Origin of the sequence: Pasteurella oralis, assembly GCF_042681465.1 — a bacterium.
Classification (GTDB): domain Bacteria; phylum Pseudomonadota; class Gammaproteobacteria; order Enterobacterales; family Pasteurellaceae; genus Pasteurella; species Pasteurella oralis.
Genome location: NZ_JBHUFP010000010.1, coordinates 82,909 through 101,762 on the forward strand (window position 1 = coordinate 82,909; position 18,854 = coordinate 101,762).

25 protein-coding genes are annotated in these 18,854 nt (G+C 41.5%); 4 read left to right on the top strand and 21 right to left on the bottom strand.

Annotation, left to right across the window (positions count from 1 at the left end; genetic code table 11):
- Position 1 precedes the first annotated feature (1 nt).
- Positions 2-3,346, bottom strand: a complete 3,345-nt coding sequence (locus ACFSAV_RS08015; RefSeq protein ID WP_379098262.1) for a tape measure protein — start codon at positions 3,344-3,346, stop codon at positions 2-4.
- A gap of 13 nt (positions 3,347-3,359) precedes the next feature.
- Between ACFSAV_RS08015 and ACFSAV_RS08020 the strand changes: the two genes are divergently transcribed.
- The gene (locus tag ACFSAV_RS08020) at positions 3,360-3,575 is read left to right on the top strand and encodes a hypothetical protein (protein WP_379098268.1); all 216 of its coding nucleotides are present in this window, start codon (positions 3,360-3,362) and stop codon (positions 3,573-3,575) included.
- A gap of 203 nt (positions 3,576-3,778) precedes the next feature.
- Here the strand turns inward: ACFSAV_RS08020 and ACFSAV_RS08025 are convergent, their stop codons facing one another.
- The 18 genes from ACFSAV_RS08025 to ACFSAV_RS08110 all read right to left on the bottom strand — a co-directional run bounded on the left by ACFSAV_RS08025 (position 3,779) and on the right by ACFSAV_RS08110 (position 16,456).
- On the bottom strand, positions 3,779-4,204 hold the full coding sequence (locus ACFSAV_RS08025) for a DUF6631 family protein (RefSeq protein WP_379098271.1): 426 nt from the start codon (positions 4,202-4,204) through the stop codon (positions 3,779-3,781).
- 59 nt (positions 4,205-4,263) lie between these two features.
- Positions 4,264-5,010: a phage tail tube protein gene (locus ACFSAV_RS08030; RefSeq protein ID WP_379098274.1), complete on the bottom strand. Its 747-nt coding sequence runs from the start codon at positions 5,008-5,010 to the stop codon at positions 4,264-4,266.
- On the bottom strand, positions 5,003-5,263 hold the full coding sequence (locus tag ACFSAV_RS08035; RefSeq protein ID WP_379098277.1) for a DUF7210 family protein: 261 nt from the start codon (positions 5,261-5,263) through the stop codon (positions 5,003-5,005). The genes ACFSAV_RS08030 and ACFSAV_RS08035 overlap by 8 nt, the downstream gene beginning before the upstream one ends.
- A complete protein-coding gene (locus ACFSAV_RS08040; RefSeq protein WP_379098280.1) occupies positions 5,260-5,706 on the bottom strand; it encodes a phage tail terminator protein in 447 nt (148 codons plus the stop codon). The genes ACFSAV_RS08035 and ACFSAV_RS08040 overlap by 4 nt, the downstream gene beginning before the upstream one ends.
- Entirely contained in the window at positions 5,706-6,212 is a 507-nt protein-coding gene (locus ACFSAV_RS08045; RefSeq protein ID WP_379098283.1) for a gp436 family protein, read from the bottom strand. Before ACFSAV_RS08045 ends, ACFSAV_RS08040 begins: the two co-directional genes overlap by 1 nt.
- 12 nt (positions 6,213-6,224) lie before the next feature.
- Entirely contained in the window at positions 6,225-7,145 is a 921-nt protein-coding gene (locus tag ACFSAV_RS08050) for a phage capsid protein (protein ID WP_379098286.1), read from the bottom strand.
- Between the two features lie 60 nt (positions 7,146-7,205).
- Positions 7,206-7,571, bottom strand: coding sequence for a capsid cement protein (locus tag ACFSAV_RS08055; protein WP_379098288.1), 366 nt, complete (start codon positions 7,569-7,571; stop codon positions 7,206-7,208).
- On the bottom strand, positions 7,568-8,569 hold the full coding sequence (locus tag ACFSAV_RS08060) for a peptidase (RefSeq protein WP_379098291.1): 1,002 nt from the start codon (positions 8,567-8,569) through the stop codon (positions 7,568-7,570). Before ACFSAV_RS08060 ends, ACFSAV_RS08055 begins: the two co-directional genes overlap by 4 nt.
- 226 nt (positions 8,570-8,795) lie before the next feature.
- On the bottom strand, positions 8,796-9,287 hold the full coding sequence (locus ACFSAV_RS08065) for a phage virion morphogenesis protein (protein WP_379098294.1): 492 nt from the start codon (positions 9,285-9,287) through the stop codon (positions 8,796-8,798).
- 101 nt (positions 9,288-9,388) lie between these two features.
- A complete protein-coding gene (locus ACFSAV_RS08070; protein WP_379098297.1) occupies positions 9,389-10,633 on the bottom strand; it encodes a PBECR2 nuclease fold domain-containing protein in 1,245 nt (414 codons plus the stop codon).
- Entirely contained in the window at positions 10,617-12,134 is a 1,518-nt protein-coding gene (locus ACFSAV_RS08075) for a DUF935 domain-containing protein (RefSeq protein WP_379098300.1), read from the bottom strand. Before ACFSAV_RS08075 ends, ACFSAV_RS08070 begins: the two co-directional genes overlap by 17 nt.
- 2 nt (positions 12,135-12,136) lie before the next feature.
- Entirely contained in the window at positions 12,137-13,699 is a 1,563-nt protein-coding gene (locus ACFSAV_RS08080) for a terminase large subunit domain-containing protein (RefSeq protein WP_379098303.1), read from the bottom strand.
- A complete protein-coding gene (locus ACFSAV_RS08085) occupies positions 13,699-14,241 on the bottom strand; it encodes a DUF3486 family protein (RefSeq protein ID WP_379098306.1) in 543 nt (180 codons plus the stop codon). The genes ACFSAV_RS08080 and ACFSAV_RS08085 overlap by 1 nt, the downstream gene beginning before the upstream one ends.
- Before the next feature lie 11 nt (positions 14,242-14,252).
- Positions 14,253-14,558: a hypothetical protein gene (locus tag ACFSAV_RS08090; RefSeq protein ID WP_005755593.1), complete on the bottom strand. Its 306-nt coding sequence runs from the start codon at positions 14,556-14,558 to the stop codon at positions 14,253-14,255.
- Position 14,559: 1 nt separating this feature from the next.
- Entirely contained in the window at positions 14,560-14,910 is a 351-nt protein-coding gene (locus ACFSAV_RS08095) for a hypothetical protein (RefSeq protein WP_005755594.1), read from the bottom strand.
- A 96-nt stretch (positions 14,911-15,006) separates the two neighbouring features.
- The gene (locus tag ACFSAV_RS08100; protein WP_379098309.1) at positions 15,007-15,453 is read right to left on the bottom strand and encodes a hypothetical protein; all 447 of its coding nucleotides are present in this window, start codon (positions 15,451-15,453) and stop codon (positions 15,007-15,009) included.
- Complete coding sequence (locus tag ACFSAV_RS08105) at positions 15,438-16,085, bottom strand: transglycosylase SLT domain-containing protein (protein WP_379098312.1); 648 nt, start codon at positions 16,083-16,085, stop codon at positions 15,438-15,440. Before ACFSAV_RS08105 ends, ACFSAV_RS08100 begins: the two co-directional genes overlap by 16 nt.
- 2 nt (positions 16,086-16,087) lie before the next feature.
- Positions 16,088-16,456, bottom strand: a complete 369-nt coding sequence (locus tag ACFSAV_RS08110) for a putative holin (RefSeq protein WP_228403286.1) — start codon at positions 16,454-16,456, stop codon at positions 16,088-16,090.
- Between the two features lie 135 nt (positions 16,457-16,591).
- Between ACFSAV_RS08110 and ACFSAV_RS08115 the strand changes: the two genes are divergently transcribed.
- Positions 16,592-16,927 (top strand): helix-turn-helix domain-containing protein, encoded by a 336-nt coding sequence (locus ACFSAV_RS08115; protein WP_379098316.1) that lies wholly within the window; start codon positions 16,592-16,594, stop codon positions 16,925-16,927.
- A 222-nt stretch (positions 16,928-17,149) separates the two neighbouring features.
- Here the strand turns inward: ACFSAV_RS08115 and ACFSAV_RS08120 are convergent, their stop codons facing one another.
- Positions 17,150-17,677 carry a hypothetical protein gene (locus ACFSAV_RS08120; protein WP_379098319.1) on the bottom strand — a complete coding sequence of 176 codons (528 nt, stop codon included), beginning with the start codon at positions 17,675-17,677 and terminating at the stop codon, positions 17,150-17,152.
- 96 nt (positions 17,678-17,773) lie between these two features.
- The gene (locus tag ACFSAV_RS08125; RefSeq protein WP_379098322.1) at positions 17,774-18,160 is read right to left on the bottom strand and encodes a helix-turn-helix domain-containing protein; all 387 of its coding nucleotides are present in this window, start codon (positions 18,158-18,160) and stop codon (positions 17,774-17,776) included.
- A gap of 61 nt (positions 18,161-18,221) precedes the next feature.
- Here ACFSAV_RS08125 and ACFSAV_RS08130 point away from each other — a divergent pair, with 61 nt between their 5' ends.
- Together ACFSAV_RS08130 and ACFSAV_RS08135 are read left to right on the top strand one after the other, a co-directional pair.
- Entirely contained in the window at positions 18,222-18,413 is a 192-nt protein-coding gene (locus ACFSAV_RS08130; protein WP_379098325.1) for a DNA-binding protein, read from the top strand.
- A gap of 131 nt (positions 18,414-18,544) precedes the next feature.
- Positions 18,545-18,850 carry a helix-turn-helix domain-containing protein gene (locus tag ACFSAV_RS08135; protein WP_113027615.1) on the top strand — a complete coding sequence of 102 codons (306 nt, stop codon included), beginning with the start codon at positions 18,545-18,547 and terminating at the stop codon, positions 18,848-18,850.
- Positions 18,851-18,854: the final 4 nt, after the last annotated feature.

The window sequence follows — 18,854 nt, forward strand, 5'->3', positions numbered from 1 at the left end:
TCTAAGATAATTCTTGTTTAAGTGTTTGTTTATTGGCGCGAATCACCGTCAATACCGCTTGCTCGCCCGTGTGAGTATTAATGCCCGCGGTAAAGAGCTCTGCGCTATCAACTGCGAGTGTTTGTTGAATATGCACTGGCGAAGCCACTGCGTGCATACCACCGTTATTTTGCATTGCTTGTGTCAGCCCTGGCTCTTTGCTTGTTGATACTTTCGGCATTGATACCAGCCCGCCAGTGCTGTATTTACGCAACTGACCTCGGTTAATCGCATGTAAAAAATCGACACCATAGCGCGATACCGATGCCGCACGAATGACGTATTCACCATTTGAGAGTCGCGCAGGAATAGAGTCGGATGTGCCTGTGCCTGGTCCTGTAATATAGCCACCCGTTGCCGCCGCGACTGCGCCACCTGCCGCACCAATAAAGCCGCCAATTGCACTGGTTGCTTGCATCGCAAGCTGTTGTGCGGCGATTTGCGCCATACTGTTTACAATCGTTAAAGCAAGGTTTTTAATCGCATCACGTAACGTCATGGTGCCTTGTGCGAGTCCCATAAGTGAACTTTGAATGCCTTGTGTTAAACCGTCTTTGAACGCCTTTTCTAGGTCGTTGCCTGCGGTTTTTAGCTCAACAATTTTTAACTTCATTTGCTCAAGCATATTGCGCGCTTGCTGACCTTGTGCGCCAGGCATTTGTGAAAGTTTCTCTAATAGCGGTAACTGCTTTTCAATCTCTTTAACCGTCTGCGCATAGACTTCTTTAAGTTGACGTTGCCCCTCAAGATGAGAGATTAAACCCGTGCTTACTTGTGATTGAATGCGCTGTTCTTGCGCACTCTGGTTTTGAAAAAGACGATTGATTTCAGACTGCACACCATCAATCTGCACTTTTGCCTGCTCAAGCGGCAGTATCTTATTGATTAAATCAATACCTTTGACATTGCCCGCTTTTTGAAACTCGGCGAGCAACTTGTTATAACGCCCCTCAATGTCAGTTAAATTTGCTTTGACTTCTTGTCCCGTTAAGCGCAGATATTGAATATTAAGCTCAAGGTTTTTGGCATCAGCGTCGTATTTTGTTTTTTTATTTTTGGATTTACGCGCTTTCTCGTCTTTCTCAATTTGAACGGCTAATGCATCGGCTTCTTCAAGATCTTTTCCTGTTAATTTGTTTTCTCTATTCTCATACTTTATTTTTCCACTTGTTGAAAGATTACCTGTAGCCGCTCTTTTTCTTAATCCCTCAAGATAATTGGCTGATTTTTTATCTTGTTTGGCTTGCTCAATCTGATCAATTAATTGCAAGTTTTCTTCAAGCTTTTTATTGAATGCATCAAGCACCTGTCCGCTTAAACCTGCATCGCGCGCCATCGCCATGAATTTTTCGCCGAGCGATAAGAGTTGTTCTTTTGCAGTTTGCGTGACATTCACGAGCTCCTTACCGAGTTTGACATTGATTTCGTCAAGCTCTGAGCTTGCTGATTTCATTTGCTCTTCAGCGTCTTTAATGACAGGCGTTAATAACTCGATAGCCTCTTTTGCGTTTGCATCACCGATTTCTCTTAGCTTTTCAGCCAATGCGCCACCTTGCTCGATGGCGGCATCAAATGCCGCTGCAAGTTGTGTTTCGGTGATTTCACCGAGACTTTTTGTATTAGTTGTTAGCTTATTAATTTGATTTTCAAGCTCTTGAATTTTCTTGTTGTATTCGTCAAGCTTTGATGAATCAGCAAGTCCAAACCCACTGATTTGATTGATTTCTTGCAATTGCGCGCGTTTTGCTTTGAGTAGCTCAAGCTCTTTTTTGGCATCATCCAGTGCTTTTTTATTGCTCTCTAGCTGTGCCATTCGGTCTGAAAAGCCACCGATTTCACCAAGTTTTTGACGCGCTTCAATCAGTTCTCCTGTCTTATCAATATGTGACTGAATCGATGAGAGTGTTTGGTTGTATTGCGCCTCTAATTCCTCTTCTTTCGCTTTAAGATATTGATAAGCCGCGATTAAGCCGAATGTTGCTAACACTGCCGCACCAAAACCACCGCCAACAAATGCAAGCGCGCTCGCGCCAAGACGAGATGCCAATCCCACGCCTTTTGCTGATGCTTCGGCTTTTGCGAGCATACCTTTAGCTAATGCCAGTTTTTTGGTTGTTGCTTCTTCTGCTTGCATTGCCAGTGTTAAACGTTTTGATGAGGCATAACCAGCGTCTTTTGCTCGCGCCAGCTCAAGCTCTTTTACTGCTGCAATATGTGCAGACCTTGCCGCCATGACATCAATTTGTGCTTTCGCCCTTGTTGCAAGCGTGCTTTTTGTTGCGGCTGCTTGTTCTTGAACATACGCAATAGCCACTTTTCTTAATGATGCAAGAAGTCGTACGCCAAATACCGCGCCCGCTACAATAGCGATTGCACCGAGTTCATCTAAGCTAGATGCGAGTGTAGATATTGCAGAAGCAATGAGTGATGAAGCAGATGTCGCGTTATCCGCCTGACCGATAAATTGTAACCACGCATTTGAAAGCTCATTGACTGCACGACCAATAGTCTTCGGCATTTGCTCATATTGCGCTTGAATTTGCTCTTGTGCTTCTTTTGTGGCAGCTAAAATGAGCTGCGGTGTCAGCTCACCGTCTTCTGCCATTTTTCTAAGTTCACCACGCGTTTTACCCAGTGATTTTTGTAAGATTTCAAGGATAACGGGGGCTTGCTCTGCTACCGAGTTGAACTCCTCACCGCGCAATGTCCCTGATGCCAACCCTTGTGATAACTGAATTAATGCCGCTTTGGCTTCTTGTGCGCCCGCACCCGAGACGACGAGTGCTTGCTGAATGGTTTTTGTGAATTGAAGAATTTCTGCGCTATTGGCATTACTGCCCATGCTTCGATAAACGCGTGTATAAAGCTCGGCGGTTGCTTCAAACAGTTGACCAGTATCATTTGCTACTTGCATGAGTTCACGAAACGTGCCCTGTGCCTCTTTGTTTGAACGTGAAACCAGGCGGATGCGCGCTTCATAGTTATTGTACGCATCTGCTGTGTTAAAAAGTGATTGAATACCGCTTGCACCAAGATTAATACCAATAAACGCAGTAGAAAGTTGCTGCAATCGCGCAAGTTGTCGACTAATAGATTCAATGCCTGCGCGGGTTTTACCCAGCTTATTTGTGACGTTATCGGCTTGTTTACCTAGCGCATCAAGCCCTTTTGCGCCAATTCCGCTTTTAGTGCCCAGCGCGCCCGCTGATTTACCCGTGCGTTGCAATTCCGTTTCAAGTGCTTTAAAATTGTTCAACGCATTGTTTAAATCTGCTTTAATTTTTAATGCAAGTGTTAAATTCGACATGAGGAGCTCTTATATGAATAAAAAATATGATGTTTATATTGAGCTAATAGTGACTGTTATTGTGACACTGCCGTTTTCTATCAGCTTTTTTCTTGCGTTATTCGGTGTAGTGACTGCACTTCAAGCCGTCCTTTTAAGCTTATTTGTCACCGCAGTGATGGGCGTTATCGCGTTTATAATTAGAGAGCCTTTAGTTGCCTTACTCGCCATTTTATTTGCCACAACATAACCCGCTTTAAAAATTGACCGCACTTTATGCGGTCAATTGGTTTATATACTCTTGAATTTCTTTCCCGCCATTTACGCCATAACAGGTATCTATTGTTCTGCCCGCGCGTGCTCTGCGTTCACGTTGCAGTGATTTTTCATAGAAAAGGGCAATCTGACGTGCGGTATAGTGCTGGATGTCAGAAAAACGATGACCGTTAGCGATTAAGTGCTCGATGAGCTCGCCGAAGTCAATGTCTCGACTTGTGCTACTGCCATTTTTTCTAGTGTCGGCTGCAACACTTTGCGGGTAAAAAAATCGCTATTAACTGTCCACCAAAGCATTAAAAGCGATTCCGCATCTTCGCCTTTCAAATTTTGAATAAACTCAATCGACTGATTAGTGGATAACGCAACAAGCTCCAGTACATCTTGATAATGCACGCTGATACAAGACATGAGCTTGTCAAGACTAAAGCTCGCTTTATCTGCCATTGCTTTGCGTAGTGAGTGAATAAACGGCATTAATTGTGCGTGATGTTGTAGCTGCTGCAGTAGCGTGTATTCTTTAACTTCAACCTCTACGCCAGCAATATTAATGTTGGCGTTTGGAAACAGAATATTAAGTTCGTCTTTTACTGTTTTTGTCATTTTTAAACCTTGTTTAAACCTGATTTAAAAGGCTCTCGGCACGTTGCCGAGAGTGTTAATTACTTGTTGATTTTGACAATACGACCGAAGCGACCTAGTGTTTTATCGCCTGTTTTTGTCGTATCCGCTAAAATCTTCGCTTTAGCGTTTAATGCATCAAGCTCATTTCCACTATTGATAAGCGAAAGCGCGTCTGTCGGGTTAAAGTTCACTTTATAAAGCTCAACTAACGTCCATTCATTGTCTTCTGCTAAGTTCAGCCCCTCAAAGCGCAAGAACAAGTCTTTCGGGTTTTCAGTGAGTATTGCAACATTCAACACTTCGCCGTAGCTATACGAAACCGTATCAGTATTGCTATTAATGTCTTTTAAAAACTCGATGGCACCGAAGGTTGCATCAACAATGAAATCGGTGTTTTCAACTAAACTACCAATTGTCACTGCGCTGACTTTTTGATGTGCAAGTGAAATGCGATCGCCTTTTTGAATTTTGGCAGGTAACTTCTCGCCTGTGACAGAACCGCTTTCAACTTTCGTAGATTGACCAAGTAATGTTAATGCCAAATTTTCTGCGCTTAATTCGTGAAACTTCGCCGATACTTCGCCAGTTCTCGCTGTAATAATCTTCCGCACCTCTTGACGATTGCCGCTGTATGACTCTTTATGCGGGAAATCTTCGACATTTAACGAGATGCTTAACTCAGACACATCACCTACCCAACGCTGTGCACCAATTTCACCACTAGGCAAACGCTCCGCAAGGTAGACCTTGCCTTGCCCATAGCTATATGTTTCCGCTCTACTCATCGTTATTTTCTCCATCATTTAAGTTGTTATCTGTATCAAGTGATTTGTTATCACCCTCGGCTTGTTTTTGATCACTTTCAGATGTGGATTGTTTATCCTTCTCTTTACTGTCATCTTTTTTCTTCTTGACAAACTCACCAATGCCACGAGATGTGATAAATTGTGCATCTGCATCGGTGACATCAAGCACATCCCCCGCAGAGTGACTCACACCTACATGAATATGTGATTTAATTAACTTAACTTTTTTCATCTATTTCTCCCCATGATGATTTTGGTTTGGTATGTTTCCATCCAGACTAGATAAGAATTGGTGTAATCAACAATGTCACCGCGCACAAAGAAAGTTTCTTTTGCACCTTTCACTGGCGGCACCCAGCCCATCAGCCGTTCGCGGATTTTGCCAATAACAGGGTTGCTAACATTTAAATGTGGCATTTCGTTGCTGTATTGATACGATTGCACAATAACAATGACAGAAAAACTCACGGTGACAATTTGACGTACCGCAATGTCATTTTGATGACCGACCTCACCATTTGGTACAACAAAGACAGCGGGGGTTGCTAACCCCGCCATACTTAACTCAGAAAGAGAACGATATTCCGCGGTAGAACCTAAGGTGTGAATATGTTCTTGTTGTAAGGGCTTGAGTTGCTCAAGTACATGCTTTAAATCAAATGGTCCGTATTGCATTAATAATCCTTCAACGTTTCTGCCGTAAAAACACGTTCGCGTTTGATAAATTTTGGTTCACCAGAAGACTCCGCCAGCGTATCTTCAAGCCCTAGCGAAAACTTACCTTCTGCAACCAGCTGCAACAATTTCAAGGCATCACGATAGTCACGCACAATCGGGCTATTTTTCTCTTCAGATGGCAAATGCTGATGAAGAGAGTAGCGGACAATTGCGCGCGCCCATGTAGTTAAAATGCGTGGTACTTGCTTAAACGGTAGCTTATAGCCACGTTGACGCAAATAGCCGTCAATTAACGCGCTGGAGTCTGCAATCACTTCGTCGATACGGGCGATTGACTGTTGCGCTTTTTCAACTGCCACAGGTTGTTCACTCGCAACATCTTCGCCATCAATGATTTTGCTGATAATACGCCAGTCGGCAGGCGGTTGTCCTACCTGCGCGGTGACTTGTGCTAACTCAACAACACCTGGTTTTTCGGCTAATTGTGCAAGTGAGATATACATAATGCTCCAAACTTAAATGACATTTTCAAAGAAATATCCGAGGTCTGGCGCGGTGATAAGTTCTTTAACAGATTCACCAACACGCACACGGACACCACCGCGATAACCCATGTCTTTATCTTCAATTTCTCGCACTTCACGCGTACCAAATTGCGCTGTGAAACCAAAAGTAATGCCATTGGTTGCATCAGCAAGTGAATCGCGGTAAATCAATGAACAGTGATTACCCCACGCACGGGCGAGTACAGGTTTTTTGTTCGCATTAACAGTGTTAACAAGTGCTTGACCAACAAGAATTTGTTCAAGTTCTAATAACTCACGGATAAACTCAAGTGGCACCAAACCTTCATCACCGAGCGTACCGTTATAAGCTTTTACAATGCTTTTATTCATACGCAATGCTGTTGCTGCTTTTTGCCCAAGAACCATGATATTTGGACGCATCACAGGAATATCGAGCGCTTCAGTTAATTGAATAATTGGCTTGGAATCATCATGCGACCACTGTTCTGCACCGCTTAATGTTTTACTTAAACCAGAAGGATACGAGGCTTTTTTAAACACAAGACCTGCCGTGCGCACTTCACGATCTAACTCGATAAGATTCGTTGTGTATTCCGTTGCTTTGCCTTTTGGATTAGTACCTTTAGGTGCATTTTTAACATCCACATTGGGGATTGGTGCATCTAATGCATAATCTTCTGTCGCACTGGCTTGCTCAGTTGAACCAAATTCAACTTGATTTGGGCGTGATGTGCGACCAACATGTGTTTTTGGTAATGTGAACGCATCACCAAGATTATGTTTTCTATATTTAAATTCCTGTTTACCGACAGTAACACGCGGTAAAACCTGATCTGCAATCATGCGACGATTGCGATATGCAATCGAAATTGCAGTCAATACTGGATCTATTGGAAAATCTGCTTTCATATGTTCTATCCTTTTTTCAAAGAGTGAAATTTTGTTTCATTCAAACCAAACTATGTCGAGTTAGCCAGTGAATACACCATTTGTGACCAAAATACTGCCTAGGTCATCTTCTACACCGTCTTCTTCTGCGATACCGATATAAGCTTGACCGTTGGTAGCTTTAACTGCGCGCCCTTGATTATCTGCTGTGACAAAATCACCACGTTTCACGGTATCGCCATAAACAACTGGGGTGATACCAGAACGCACAACATCAATATGTTCACCAGGTTCTTTTGGTAATCGTGTTGACACCCCGAGTAACTTATCTGTGTGTGCTGTTGCTTGTTTGGCGCTGTCTTTCGCTTCACCATGACAAACGATAGTAAAGCGATTAACACTGCCTTCAGTGACATATGCCACGATTAAACCTTGAATTTGTGTCATGATTTTTTCCCTTTCATAATGTGATTAACTGCATCGGTCATACTAATAACGATACCTTTTTGTGCTTGCTCTGCTGCATATTCACTGGCAGCACTTGCAATAGACGCGCCATCAGCAAAATCAACTGCGCCTTGCTCTTCGCCTTCCTCATTAGATTTAGCTGAGAAGTCCATAGGCTTTTGCGAGATAATTTCTTTAATAACATCAACAGATGATTTAGAAACCGTTTGAGAGCCATCTGAGAATGAAATAGGCTGATTAGCATTTGCCACGAGTACTTCAATTAACGCTTGCTTTTGTGCGGGTAACACTTTGCCTTTACTAACCATTTCTGAAGCAAAGCTTGCGGCATCTTGTTCAAGCGCTGCTTTTGCGGCTTGCTTTTGCTCTTTTTCAGCTTGTTCGACTTTATCCTCACGCGCTTTAAGTGCCGCTTCACGCGCTTTAAGCTCATCTTCACGCTGTTTATCTGCAGCCGCTTTTTCTGCCGCAATTTCTTCTGGGGTTTTATCCATGGGTTTCTCCTGTGGTTGATGGTTGATGGATTCAATATCAAATGAAAATTCGGCAAAGGCATTTTCCGCATCACTTGCAGCAAAATTCACATCCCCTAATCCTTTTACAGCAGGTGGGGCAGCGCCTAAAAAACCGATATGATTTAAGTAATAATGACCAGGTTTAGGATTGCCAGGTGAGTCAGGCAAAAAGATTGAAGCACTGCGTTTTTTATAACGCCCTTCATTAACAGCATCAGCGAAAGCCGCTTCTACTTGACCGACGTGTGCATAAAGCGTATCGCCCTCAATACTTGCTTGTTTTACCCAGCCATATGATGGTGCGGTTAGTTTCGGATGCCCGATGACAATGGGAGCTTCCGAAAGTTGAGGATCATAACTTGTGGCAATATCATTGAGCATGTCAGCCGTAAATGAGATTTCTCGACCATCCATTGCTGTATGTGTGCCGAGTTTCATAATTGCCATTTTGGTTAATTTCATTGCTCTGAATACCTTGTTTTAACTATCACAAGGTCTAGTATGAAGAATGTAAAAAGATTTGTATTTTGGACGCGTCTAGAAAAATAAAAGAGAGAATATTGAGAAAGGTATAGTGAGGTGGAGATAAAAGCGTGTTTTTAAGCGTTTATAAACGTTTATAAACACACCAAACCAATTTTAAGCAATAACTTATCACATCTCAGCAAATAATGCGAAATTACACGTTTTAGGGCTTAATCGCGTTTTCAATGTGATGTCGAGCAATATTTAGCAGTTCAGCATGGTCTTTTTTTGAAATACCTAACCATGGACGCGCAGGAATCGTGACATTTTTGAAAAAGCGACCACCGACATGTAAAGCATGTACTGTTTTAGGCTGAATACTGCCACCAAAATGGTGAATCGCGGCATACACTCTGTCTGAGCCAAATTCTACACCATCATTGCTGGCTTGATAACGTAATGTTTCACTTAAATGTCCATCAAGCGTTAAAATCTTATCGGGGTTTTTACGCTTAGATTGCTTATATTCTTTACTTAAAGGCTGCCAGGGCGTGCCATCAGGTGACTGTTGTTGAAGAAAGCGAATACGGTGAATTGATAGTAATTCTTCGCCCATTTCTGCAAACATGGCTTTTGGCTTAGATAAAGTGTTCATCGCTTGATTAATCACTTTATAAAGATGTACTGTGTTTATTTCAATCTTGACGCCACTCATATTTCATCCTATAGTTAATTTGAAACGAGGAAGTACGACTCTGCCAAGTCCTCCAATTCCTCGACATACCTCACTTGTGGCAGCTAGTGAGGTTTTTTATTTTATTCTTCTCGACGATAAAGCAATATACCAGAGCGTACTTGTTTAATGTAATCTGCCTTTTCTGCTACGAAGTCAGTTATACCAATCCAGCCGTTTTTCCCCACCTCAAATACAGCAAGTGTCGGGATAATTTCGCCATTTTCTTCAATTTCAATACGTGAAATATAACGACGTCGAACAACAAGATGTTTAATGTCGTGAAAATATTCAGCTTGAACCCAAATTTCATCAGGAAACTTTAATGCTTCAGCAAGCAAAAGCATATATTTTTCACGACCTCGCTTTTTCAATTTTGAATGACCACTGCGTGAAGTAAAAAGCGACTTGCTGATCACCAAAGGTTCCTGCATGACATCAAAAAAAACAACAGGTTTACCGCTAGTCGCATTAAATTCACTTAAAAAATGCTGAATATAAAATTCATCACTTTGATCTGAAGGGAGGATTTTCTCACTACTTAACTTACGAGGTAAAGGCATTTCAATATCTGTTTGCGCACGTGCTGGAAAAACACTTACACGCTTTGTATTGTCATCACTATCACGATTAAAAGGGACATGGCTTTCTAGTCTAGAAGCGCCAGGCGCATATTCAAAACCTGGGTCAATACCTTTCGGTACATTCACTAATCGTGGATTTCCAGAACGTGCGCCAACAATTTTTTGTTCTAATTGCAAGGGTGGCGCTGTATCAATCTTCAAACCTGTTTTATCTATATAGCGCTGACTACGAGCAATTACTGAACATTGACAACCCCAAGCATTAATTGGGAAATGTGTTTTCCACCATGGATCATCGTGACGTAAAATCAACCCATCCCATTCCATATGTTCAGGACGAGGGTGTATCACCGCATCGGAATGTACATATTCCCAGTACGGCATTGACTCTCGCATTTCATCAAGTTGTGCATAACGCCCCGCTTGATAACTAGAACGTAAATTGGTTTCATAAATCACGCGACTGCGCCAGTTGCGTCCACCTTGATATTCCCACTGATGTTTTTTAACAATTTCATCAAAAGCTTGGCGAAAATCCTCAAGTGTTTTGCCATTTTCGATAAAATCTTGAATGGCTGTTGCAAAATCTTCAATGATTTCCCGACGATGAACCCCTGCAACCACGGCAGCATAATCATGCTCTGCGGCATAAATATCAGTCCACGTGGCTGTCGGTGTTGGAATTTTACGCTTGTAAAATTCGACTTGCTCACGGAAAGGTAAACGACTATACACGGTATTCATCTTTAACCTCGTCAATCACGGCATTTTGCCCCGCTAAATGTGCGGCACCTAATGCAATTGCCAGTGTATTAGTATATTGCTCAAGCGACATTTCAGGCATGAGTGTCAATAATTCATCGCGCACTTGTTCAAGTGAAGTGGCGTTATTCACTAATTCTCTTACTTGTTTAATCCAATCACTCACAACAGGCTGTAAGTTCTCACCCAACAAATCGGTCATTTGCGCGGGAATATCGCTATGATGATGCTGATGCTCTGCAAAATCTGCTGTTTTTTTCGCCTTATTTGTCTTTTCTGGGGCAGGATGGTCACTTTCAACTTCTGCTTTTTCCCATTCTCCGCCATAATTGGCTTCAATTTGTGCCAATGTTGGTCGATAGCCCGTGGTTTCAAAGACAATCTGATCACGTTTAGCTTTATCCGTTAAATCTTCCATTTCTTCAAATATACGATAAACCCGAGGTGGCTTGGCATTAGCAAAGTTCATTTCGGTTAACCAGGTCACAGGTCCATGATTAAATGATTCACAGATGACATCAGAATCCGCTTTAATAATCGATTCTAATACTTTTTCTTGTAACTCATCATTACCAAGTCTGCCAGGTGTACCACCTGATGAGGACGTTTGTCCAAGCACAATCCGTTGGATAGACTCATTCATTGTGTCAAATAAGGCTTTGTAATCGCCTGTACCACTACGTCCTGCGCTTAATAATTCAATTGGCATATCTGCGGGGACGATAATACCGCTATCGGATTGAATAGAGTAAATTGCTTCAAGCAGTTTATCTTGATCGGTTGGACTGGCATTTTTACTATAACGCCCAAGTGCGGTCGGCATACCGAACTTTTCTAAAAAAATGAGCCAAAATTTAACACCATTACGCTTAAATAAGCTTGACCAATAAAGCCAATGAGCTAGACCGATACCGTAAGGTTCATCATCATGATCGGAGCCTGTGCAAAAAGTCCAAAAATACGGCGCAGAACATTCTATACCTTCTGTTTGATTATCCCTTGTTAATAAGCGCAATTCACCTTTGGGAGTAAAGCGAAAACGTCGACGGTTACGTACTTTGATATCGGCAACATATTTCCCTTCTTCATTAATGCGATAGATTAATTCCGCAACAGCGTAGCCGTAAAACACACCGTAGTGCATTAGTTTAGTCACACGGTCAAAGCCAATGCTATTCACCCAATCACGAATGAAATCCGCTGCAGCAATGTCTTGTGGTTCTTCTGATGCTGGTTCAACAATCCATTCTTTCGCAATGAGCGCATCTTGTCGTTGTGTAAATGTTCGCTTTACTTCTTCGTCACTTAACACTTGTTCATATATGCTTAAATCCCCACCACGAAGACGTAATACGCCATCTTCAGGTTGTGCGAGTGCATTTACATAGCCTTTTGTAACATCCTGTCCATCGCCTGTTGTGGCGATTTCTCTATTTACTTCAGGTTTTTTATTTTTACTTTTAAACCAATCTTTCATACCCATGATTAAAATCCTCTAAAATCATTACCGCCGCGAATTGTGCCAAAACCACGTCGTGTTTTTTTCACTGCATAACTGTTATTAAAAAGTGAACTCGTTTCACGTTTACCAAGAGATTTAAAATCAATTTCAAAACCACTGTCAGTACGATAGGCGTAATACAGCAACAATTTCGCAATACCCGCATCGCCATGGCGTTGCGTGCCATTGTTACCTTGCGTTCGTTTATCTGGAATACGAGGTGTGCCTTTGATGACTTGAAATGCCCGCAAATCGTCTAGCATATCGGCGTGGTGCGGGATACCGTAAAAGGTACCATCCTCAAGGGCAGCCTTAAACGGTGGTGCATGTTGTGCATACCACGACTCACTTAACATCACCGATTCGACGATTTGTCCATAGCGGTCAAATGCTGCTTCTGATAAAAATTGTCCGTTGCCGCGTCCGTCGTTCGCCGCTTTAGAAAAGCGCGGTAGGCGGTCGCCAATGTAGTAATAAACTTGTTCTTGTTGCTTAAATGGGATTTTTGACATCTCAACAACAAGAACTTCTTTCAGCGTTAAATCTGATTGCTCTTGTCCCACACAAATCACAGATAAGTCACCACTACGGGCAAAGTCCTCACCGATATAACTGCGTTGTCCTTGTGGTAAGGCTTGCAATACGGGTAGTAGATTTTCTTCGCACCATTCCTCGATTTCTGCATAGCGCACAGGTTCGTCAATTAAGCTAAATTCATCGTTTTTGGTTAAGCGGATAAGCGGGGTGTCTTTGGTCATGCGGCTTTCAATCAGTGCGCGGGTAAGCCATGCACCACCGGAATTACGCGGGATACAATCCAACTCTTCGGAGGCGGCATCTCCGTAAGAGGCACGGATTTCAGCGACCCATTCCTCTTCGCTTGCCTTTGTCCACTCACGCCCCAAACGCAGGCAAATGCGGCGATAAAGCCCATCTTGAATCGCTTCTTCGAATGGGATGGTGTGCAAGCTGTAGGGCTTTTTGCCCGCTTTGACATCACTTATCAGCTCGTTAAACGGATTATCCACACCGTTGTGGGTGCTGATGATATGCACCTGACCGCCCCACATCAAAAGCGCCATTGCCGCTTTCATCAGCTCTGCTAAGTCGTCATGGAATGCCGCTTCATCAATAATCACTCTCCCTTGTTTACCCCGTAAGTTAGAGGGGCGAGAGGACAGTGCGGTAATGCGCCAGCCGCTGGCAAAACGGATGATATAAGCAAGAATAGCTTTTTCTTCATCGCCTTCTTTGAAGATTTCTTCAGTTTCTTCGATTTCACCCGCTGCCAACCCATAGGCTTTCGCCCAGTTGCCACAGTCGCGGATAAACTCCAATGCCATTTCACGGTTATAACCGATATACCAACAATCCATCCCCTGTTGTGATGCAGCAAGTAACGCAGTATCCGCCGCTTCACCCCAAGATAGCCCGATACGACGAGATTTTTCACAAACCTTAACGGGTGTGGTATCCGCACACCAGCGTTGCTGGTATGGCAGTAAAACAGCGGGTGTTCGGTCTTGATTAGGCGTAAGTGTTTCCATTATGCAGTGATCCCTAAGATTTTTTGGCGGATTTCATCCGCGGTTTCGAGACTTAAGCCACCTTTTTTAACAATTTTCTCGACTTCACTTGCGGCAAGCTGGGCTTTAGCTTTGATATCAGCCTGATATTTTTTCAAATTGATACTTGCTCCAATCAACGGGCTGATGTTTTTTCCGACAAAGGATAATGCCGCCAGGCGTTTCATTGGGTCGTCTTCTTCTTTTATTTCCTCAAGACTCATTAACGCCTGAAACACTTCGCTTTGTATCATTTCTAAAATCGCATCACTTTGTACGCCCTTTTCATTACTGATATTTTCAGAAATGACTTTAGCGGCTTCGGCACTTGCTTTTATTGACGCGAGACGTTGTTCAAGCTTTTGCCCGTAGCGATGGACTGCACTTTTTGAAATGTCATAACCACGCTTTTTGAGTTCATCTTCAAGTTCGCGATAACCACTGAAATTATTTTCAACCAGCGCAGCATCAAGCCAATCTCTAATTGATTGAGGTAATGCTTTTACCGTAGAACGTTTTGGCATAGATACCTCCATTACCAATATTTTTCTGGACGAGCAATCCCAGCACCAACAGGCGCGGTATATTCCACAACGTCAATACCTTTACTTGTGAGTTTGGCATGCCAACGCATGGTTTCACGACCTGTGATGCAAATGAGCTCTTTACCTGCTAAGTAATCTAATTCACGTCTAAGCTCTAATGCTGTTAATTGCATTGGTACACATTGAATAGTGCTTAAAATAAGGCTTTCTGCGGCACCAATAGGGCGTGCGTGGTCAAGTGTTAATAAAATAAGCCACCGAATGTGCTCGCGTTTATTCTTGTCAAATTCAATCATGTTAGCTCCGTCCATACATTAAAATGACTTTATCCAGCTTTTCGTTAATTGTGTCATAACGTGCCGAATTGACCGTTTCACTACGCACTGCGTCTTCTCGACGCTGGTAATCAAGTGGTAATGATGTTTTTAGTTCTGTCACTGTTTTATTCGCCGCTTCAGATAAATCTTTAGCTGCTTTGATATCGTCATGCAGTTGTCGATAACGTTCTTCAGAGAATTTAAACTTTTCATTCAGTTTTGCTTCAAACTGTGAGAGTAAAAGCTTACCGAAACCAATCAACATGCCGATAATTGTAATGACAAGACTCACAAAGAAAGTGATCACTTGCCAGCCCCCAACCTCAATCATTTTTCCTCCTTGATAATATAGTTTATTAATTCAATATGCCGTCCCGCGCATTCGCCATATAAGTCATACATTTGCTTTAATGCGATAAATACCGCATCACTTTGATTCAGTGGTAATGGCACTGGTGCTTGACATGGTATTGCCAATACCGCGGGTAACTGCTTGGGCTGCACGGGTGCGGGCGAGATTGAGTGCGTGCATGCTGTCAGCATTAAACTTGCAGTGGCGACGTAGTTCATTTGTTTTTGCCAATATTTTTTGTAATTCATCGGTGGTTTTATCTCCCAGCTGTTGGTAACGCCCTAAGTTTTCGCTCAAGGCTAAATTCGCTTGATTGGCTTGTTTAATCTGTTTATCCAGTTCCAGTAATTGCGCCTGTACTACTTGGTTTTTAATAATTTCAAACTCTAAACGAGACGCTTGATAACCACTTTTATATGCTTGGTAGTAGCCCCAAATAGACACTACAGCAATTAATATGCCATTAATCAAATGCTTACCAAGGCTGCTACTAAACAGTCCTTTAATTAATCGTGCAAACATACGGTATTTCCCCAGGTTATATAGCGTGGCTGCCGGTAGTAGATAATTCGTTTTGGATAGCCACGGTTTTCAGCAAAATTAGCCTGACTACGCCCGCTATTAACCAACTCCACGCTTTGCCAATAGACTAAAGAGTCAAGCCCTTGTATCTTGGCTTTTTGCTTATCACGCTGCACCCATCCCAGCCCACCATTGTAAGCAGATAACATAAACGCTATACGGTTACATTCACTTTTAGCGCTAATACGTCGATAAAGCCAGTCGTCATAGCGTACTAATGCACGTAACGCCCAGTTGGGATTATAAGGCTGGTTACTAGCAAGCTCTGGATAAAGTTGTGAAATCCAATCAGCTGTTTTTGGCATAAACTGAGCCAAACCTTGTGCTCCAACTGGTGAAAGCGCATTCACTTTCCACTGTGATTCTTGATGAATCTGTGCTGCAAATACGGGGATCGGTGCATTTAAACCCCAGATGGCGTGACTCTCACGAATTAATATCCGTTGGTACTGTTGTGCTTTAACTGGCGCACTGAAAGCTAAGGAAGCAAACAGTAGCGGGGAAAGTAACAATACAATAAATGCGTAACAACAATAGCGAAAACAGCGATTAGAACGATGAACAGCGCGCATAATTACAATCCTAAAGTTACACCTAAAATTACTGCACCAACAATGAGTGCACGGCGTAACACCACCATAGCAAACACATTCAAATAACCGTCACAAACAGGATGTTCTGGTGTGTTTTCAAAGCGAACCGAGATTTTTGATTCGTGTTTATTCCATTTATCTTTAAGATAACTGCCAGGGCTAGAATATGGAAACAAAGCGCGATCTAAATGATAACCAATAATAGATGCAATAGAGATTAGTGCGAGTTTATACAAAACTACAGGCAACTGTACTGGAGATGCAACACTGATAATAACAAGCAGACAAAGAGCGGAAATAACCCATGACAATAGACGACCGTGCTTTAATGCTCTTAAAAAACCTTTCATAAAAACTCCTTAAATATTAATTGGATTTGGAGTTTTAAGAATAGCTTTTATAAAAGCTTATGTATTTTGGACACGTCTAGAATAAAAGTGCTCATACCATAGATATGATAACTAATAAAATAAAGGAGGTAGTAAATGGCATTAACAGAATTCGGTAAAGCAATCAGAAAAGCTAGGATTGATAGCGGGGACACGTTAAGAAGCATGTCAAAAGCACTCAATATTACTCAAGCTTTTCTACACAGCATTGAAACTGGAAAAAAGAAAATTCCAATTCGTCTAGTTGGTGATATAGCTTTATTCTTTGCAAAACACGACATATACATACCGAATTTGCCAGTACTGGCTGATTTATCTAATCAATATGTTGATCTTAAAACTTTATCAGATAGACATAAAATTTTAGTGATCAAGCTAGTACATAATAACTATACCGATGACGAGTTGAAAAAATTAGAGGAGATTATTTGATTAGCAATAACATATCAGCCGTTCTCACACCTTTCTTCAAAGGGACCCATATACGATCTATGACTACTTCACCCCAAATAGCGAGAATTGACTATGTTGATTTATGAACCTTTTGCACATATAAAACCAAGAGGCAAGCCTTATGACCTGCCTCCATTACCACAAAAATCAAGTAAACTCGAATTTAACTTTATACGATAAAGCGATACAAGCTAAGTAGAGTTATTTCAAAGCGTCCAATATGCTTTTATCCGATTTTTTCTTTTGTTTGCTTAAAAACTCTTGATATTTTTTATCAAAGTCCTTTGTCGTGTAAGTCAGTGTAGCAGGATTTTTGTTGTCATTAATTGGAGTCAAGTAAATCACTGAATTTTCATCAAAGAAATACTTAAAAAAGACTTCCCATTTATCATTTTTCAGTATGAGGTGCTTTTGTGATTCGGTATGGTTTGCTTTTAAATGTTGAAGTACAACCGAGGCTTTATCATAAGGGATATTCATTAAGTTAATCTTTGCAAACTTATCATCAATAAAATAAAGCTCCGCCAGAATTTTCATATCCCCCAAAAACATGGGGCATCCATACCTACCCTCCTTGGTACTTAGAGGTAGTAACTCACATTTGATTTTGTTCTTAACCTCTAAAATACTCGAACCAAAATCAATATTTTTATAGCCATTTACCGCACTAAGAGATGGAATAGTAGTTAACAATGTAGATAATAAAATAATTTTTTTGTAGTTTTTCATACCTGATCCTTAGTTGTTAATAAAATCTTATTCTAATACCATGTCAATTAATAATTGTTCTTTTTTGATTAAAACATCTATGGTGTTCTATGTTGATTAGCCTACTTTACTATTTTTAAACAACTCTTGCTCCGCCATCGCCCGAGCGGTCGCCTTAACAGCCGTTTTGCCTTGGTCATTCATATTGCGGAAGTCATCTAATAAACTTGCTTCCTCGCCGCTGATCTCATTAACAATATCATTAACAAACATATCCCCTTGTCCAGTAAGCAACCAATTTATATTAACTCCCAAACGAGTGCACAAGTTTGTCAGCCCAGTAACATTAGGCTCTCTTTCCCCACTTAAATAATTTTGAAGAGATCTATAGGACACTCCTGAAGCCTCAGAGAACTCCTTTAAATTCAATCCTTTAGATAATTGCACTTCTTTCAATCTTAATTTTATTCCCATTTGTTCATTTTTCTCTTGATTTACACTCACTTGTTCGTTATTATTAACGCAACTTAAAGCAAATTATATCAGAACAAAAGGAGTAAAAAAAATGGCTACTCAAGTAAAAACACCTGATCAGGTTCGCATGGAGTTCTACAAAGAAGGAAAAACCTTCACTTTGTGGGCAAAAGAAAATGGATATCACCCTGTCGTGGTTAGTCGTGTACTTAATGGTGCCAGCAAAGCACAACGAGGAAAAGCGTTGGAGATTGCAATTAAACTCGGCTTAAAAGCTGCATAGGTGGGTATATGAAAAAATTACTTATTAAATTTTGTATTTGGTATCTCGCAAAAGAAGCCAGAAAACTTAACAAACCAGTACCGAATCAGGCAATTTTACACAATCGAAATCAAAAATAATGGGGTGTAAAAATGGGAAAAGAAAAACCAAATTCAGCGGAACGTGTTTTACGGATTATTAAAGTATTACAGCACAATTCTTTTACTGGATTAGCAAATAAAGAATTAGCAGAAGCACTCGACGAAAGCCCAGCGAATATTACTCGCACGTTAGATGTATTAATTCGGGAAGGGTTTGTGATCAAACTTGATACTGGCAAATTTGCTTTTAGCCCTTTACTTGCACAAATCGCAATGCGACATAGCGTCAATATGGATAAAGCAAGTCACCATATCCAAGAATTAAAACAGCGTGTAGAAACCGCGATGTACTCATAAATAA

What these genes read in the sequence shown, in the direction of transcription:
- ACFSAV_RS08090 (WP_005755593.1), bottom strand. Translation starts at nt 14,558, where the DNA reads ATGATTGAATTTGACAAGAATAAACGCGAGCACATTCGGTGGCTTATT.
- ACFSAV_RS08105 (WP_379098312.1), bottom strand. Translation starts at nt 16,085, where the DNA reads ATGCGCGCTGTTCATCGTTCTAATCGCTGTTTTCGCTATTGTTGTTAC.
- ACFSAV_RS08135 (WP_113027615.1), top strand. Translation starts at nt 18,545, where the DNA reads ATGGGAAAAGAAAAACCAAATTCAGCGGAACGTGTTTTACGGATTATT.
- ACFSAV_RS08070 (WP_379098297.1), bottom strand. Translation starts at nt 10,633, where the DNA reads ATGAATACCGTGTATAGTCGTTTACCTTTCCGTGAGCAAGTCGAATTT.
- ACFSAV_RS08130 (WP_379098325.1), top strand. Translation starts at nt 18,222, where the DNA reads ATGGCTACTCAAGTAAAAACACCTGATCAGGTTCGCATGGAGTTCTAC.
- ACFSAV_RS08095 (WP_005755594.1), bottom strand. Translation starts at nt 14,910, where the DNA reads ATGATTGAGGTTGGGGGCTGGCAAGTGATCACTTTCTTTGTGAGTCTT.
- ACFSAV_RS08025 (WP_379098271.1), bottom strand. Translation starts at nt 4,204, where the DNA reads ATGACAAAAACAGTAAAAGACGAACTTAATATTCTGTTTCCAAACGCC.
- ACFSAV_RS08085 (WP_379098306.1), bottom strand. Translation starts at nt 14,241, where the DNA reads ATGCCAAAACGTTCTACGGTAAAAGCATTACCTCAATCAATTAGAGAT.
- ACFSAV_RS08120 (WP_379098319.1), bottom strand. Translation starts at nt 17,677, where the DNA reads ATGAAAAACTACAAAAAAATTATTTTATTATCTACATTGTTAACTACT.
- ACFSAV_RS08050 (WP_379098286.1), bottom strand. Translation starts at nt 7,145, where the DNA reads ATGAAAGCAGATTTTCCAATAGATCCAGTATTGACTGCAATTTCGATT.
- ACFSAV_RS08080 (WP_379098303.1), bottom strand. Translation starts at nt 13,699, where the DNA reads ATGGAAACACTTACGCCTAATCAAGACCGAACACCCGCTGTTTTACTG.
- ACFSAV_RS08015 (WP_379098262.1), bottom strand. Translation starts at nt 3,346, where the DNA reads ATGTCGAATTTAACACTTGCATTAAAAATTAAAGCAGATTTAAACAAT.
- ACFSAV_RS08020 (WP_379098268.1), top strand. Translation starts at nt 3,360, where the DNA reads ATGAATAAAAAATATGATGTTTATATTGAGCTAATAGTGACTGTTATT.
- ACFSAV_RS08040 (WP_379098280.1), bottom strand. Translation starts at nt 5,706, where the DNA reads ATGCAATACGGACCATTTGATTTAAAGCATGTACTTGAGCAACTCAAG.
- ACFSAV_RS08045 (WP_379098283.1), bottom strand. Translation starts at nt 6,212, where the DNA reads ATGTATATCTCACTTGCACAATTAGCCGAAAAACCAGGTGTTGTTGAG.
- ACFSAV_RS08035 (WP_379098277.1), bottom strand. Translation starts at nt 5,263, where the DNA reads ATGAAAAAAGTTAAGTTAATTAAATCACATATTCATGTAGGTGTGAGT.
- ACFSAV_RS08100 (WP_379098309.1), bottom strand. Translation starts at nt 15,453, where the DNA reads ATGTTTGCACGATTAATTAAAGGACTGTTTAGTAGCAGCCTTGGTAAG.
- ACFSAV_RS08075 (WP_379098300.1), bottom strand. Translation starts at nt 12,134, where the DNA reads ATGGGTATGAAAGATTGGTTTAAAAGTAAAAATAAAAAACCTGAAGTA.
- ACFSAV_RS08065 (WP_379098294.1), bottom strand. Translation starts at nt 9,287, where the DNA reads ATGAGTGGCGTCAAGATTGAAATAAACACAGTACATCTTTATAAAGTG.
- ACFSAV_RS08030 (WP_379098274.1), bottom strand. Translation starts at nt 5,010, where the DNA reads ATGAGTAGAGCGGAAACATATAGCTATGGGCAAGGCAAGGTCTACCTT.
- ACFSAV_RS08115 (WP_379098316.1), top strand. Translation starts at nt 16,592, where the DNA reads ATGGCATTAACAGAATTCGGTAAAGCAATCAGAAAAGCTAGGATTGAT.
- ACFSAV_RS08055 (WP_379098288.1), bottom strand. Translation starts at nt 7,571, where the DNA reads ATGACACAAATTCAAGGTTTAATCGTGGCATATGTCACTGAAGGCAGT.
- ACFSAV_RS08110 (WP_228403286.1), bottom strand. Translation starts at nt 16,456, where the DNA reads ATGAAAGGTTTTTTAAGAGCATTAAAGCACGGTCGTCTATTGTCATGG.
- ACFSAV_RS08060 (WP_379098291.1), bottom strand. Translation starts at nt 8,569, where the DNA reads ATGAAATTAACCAAAATGGCAATTATGAAACTCGGCACACATACAGCA.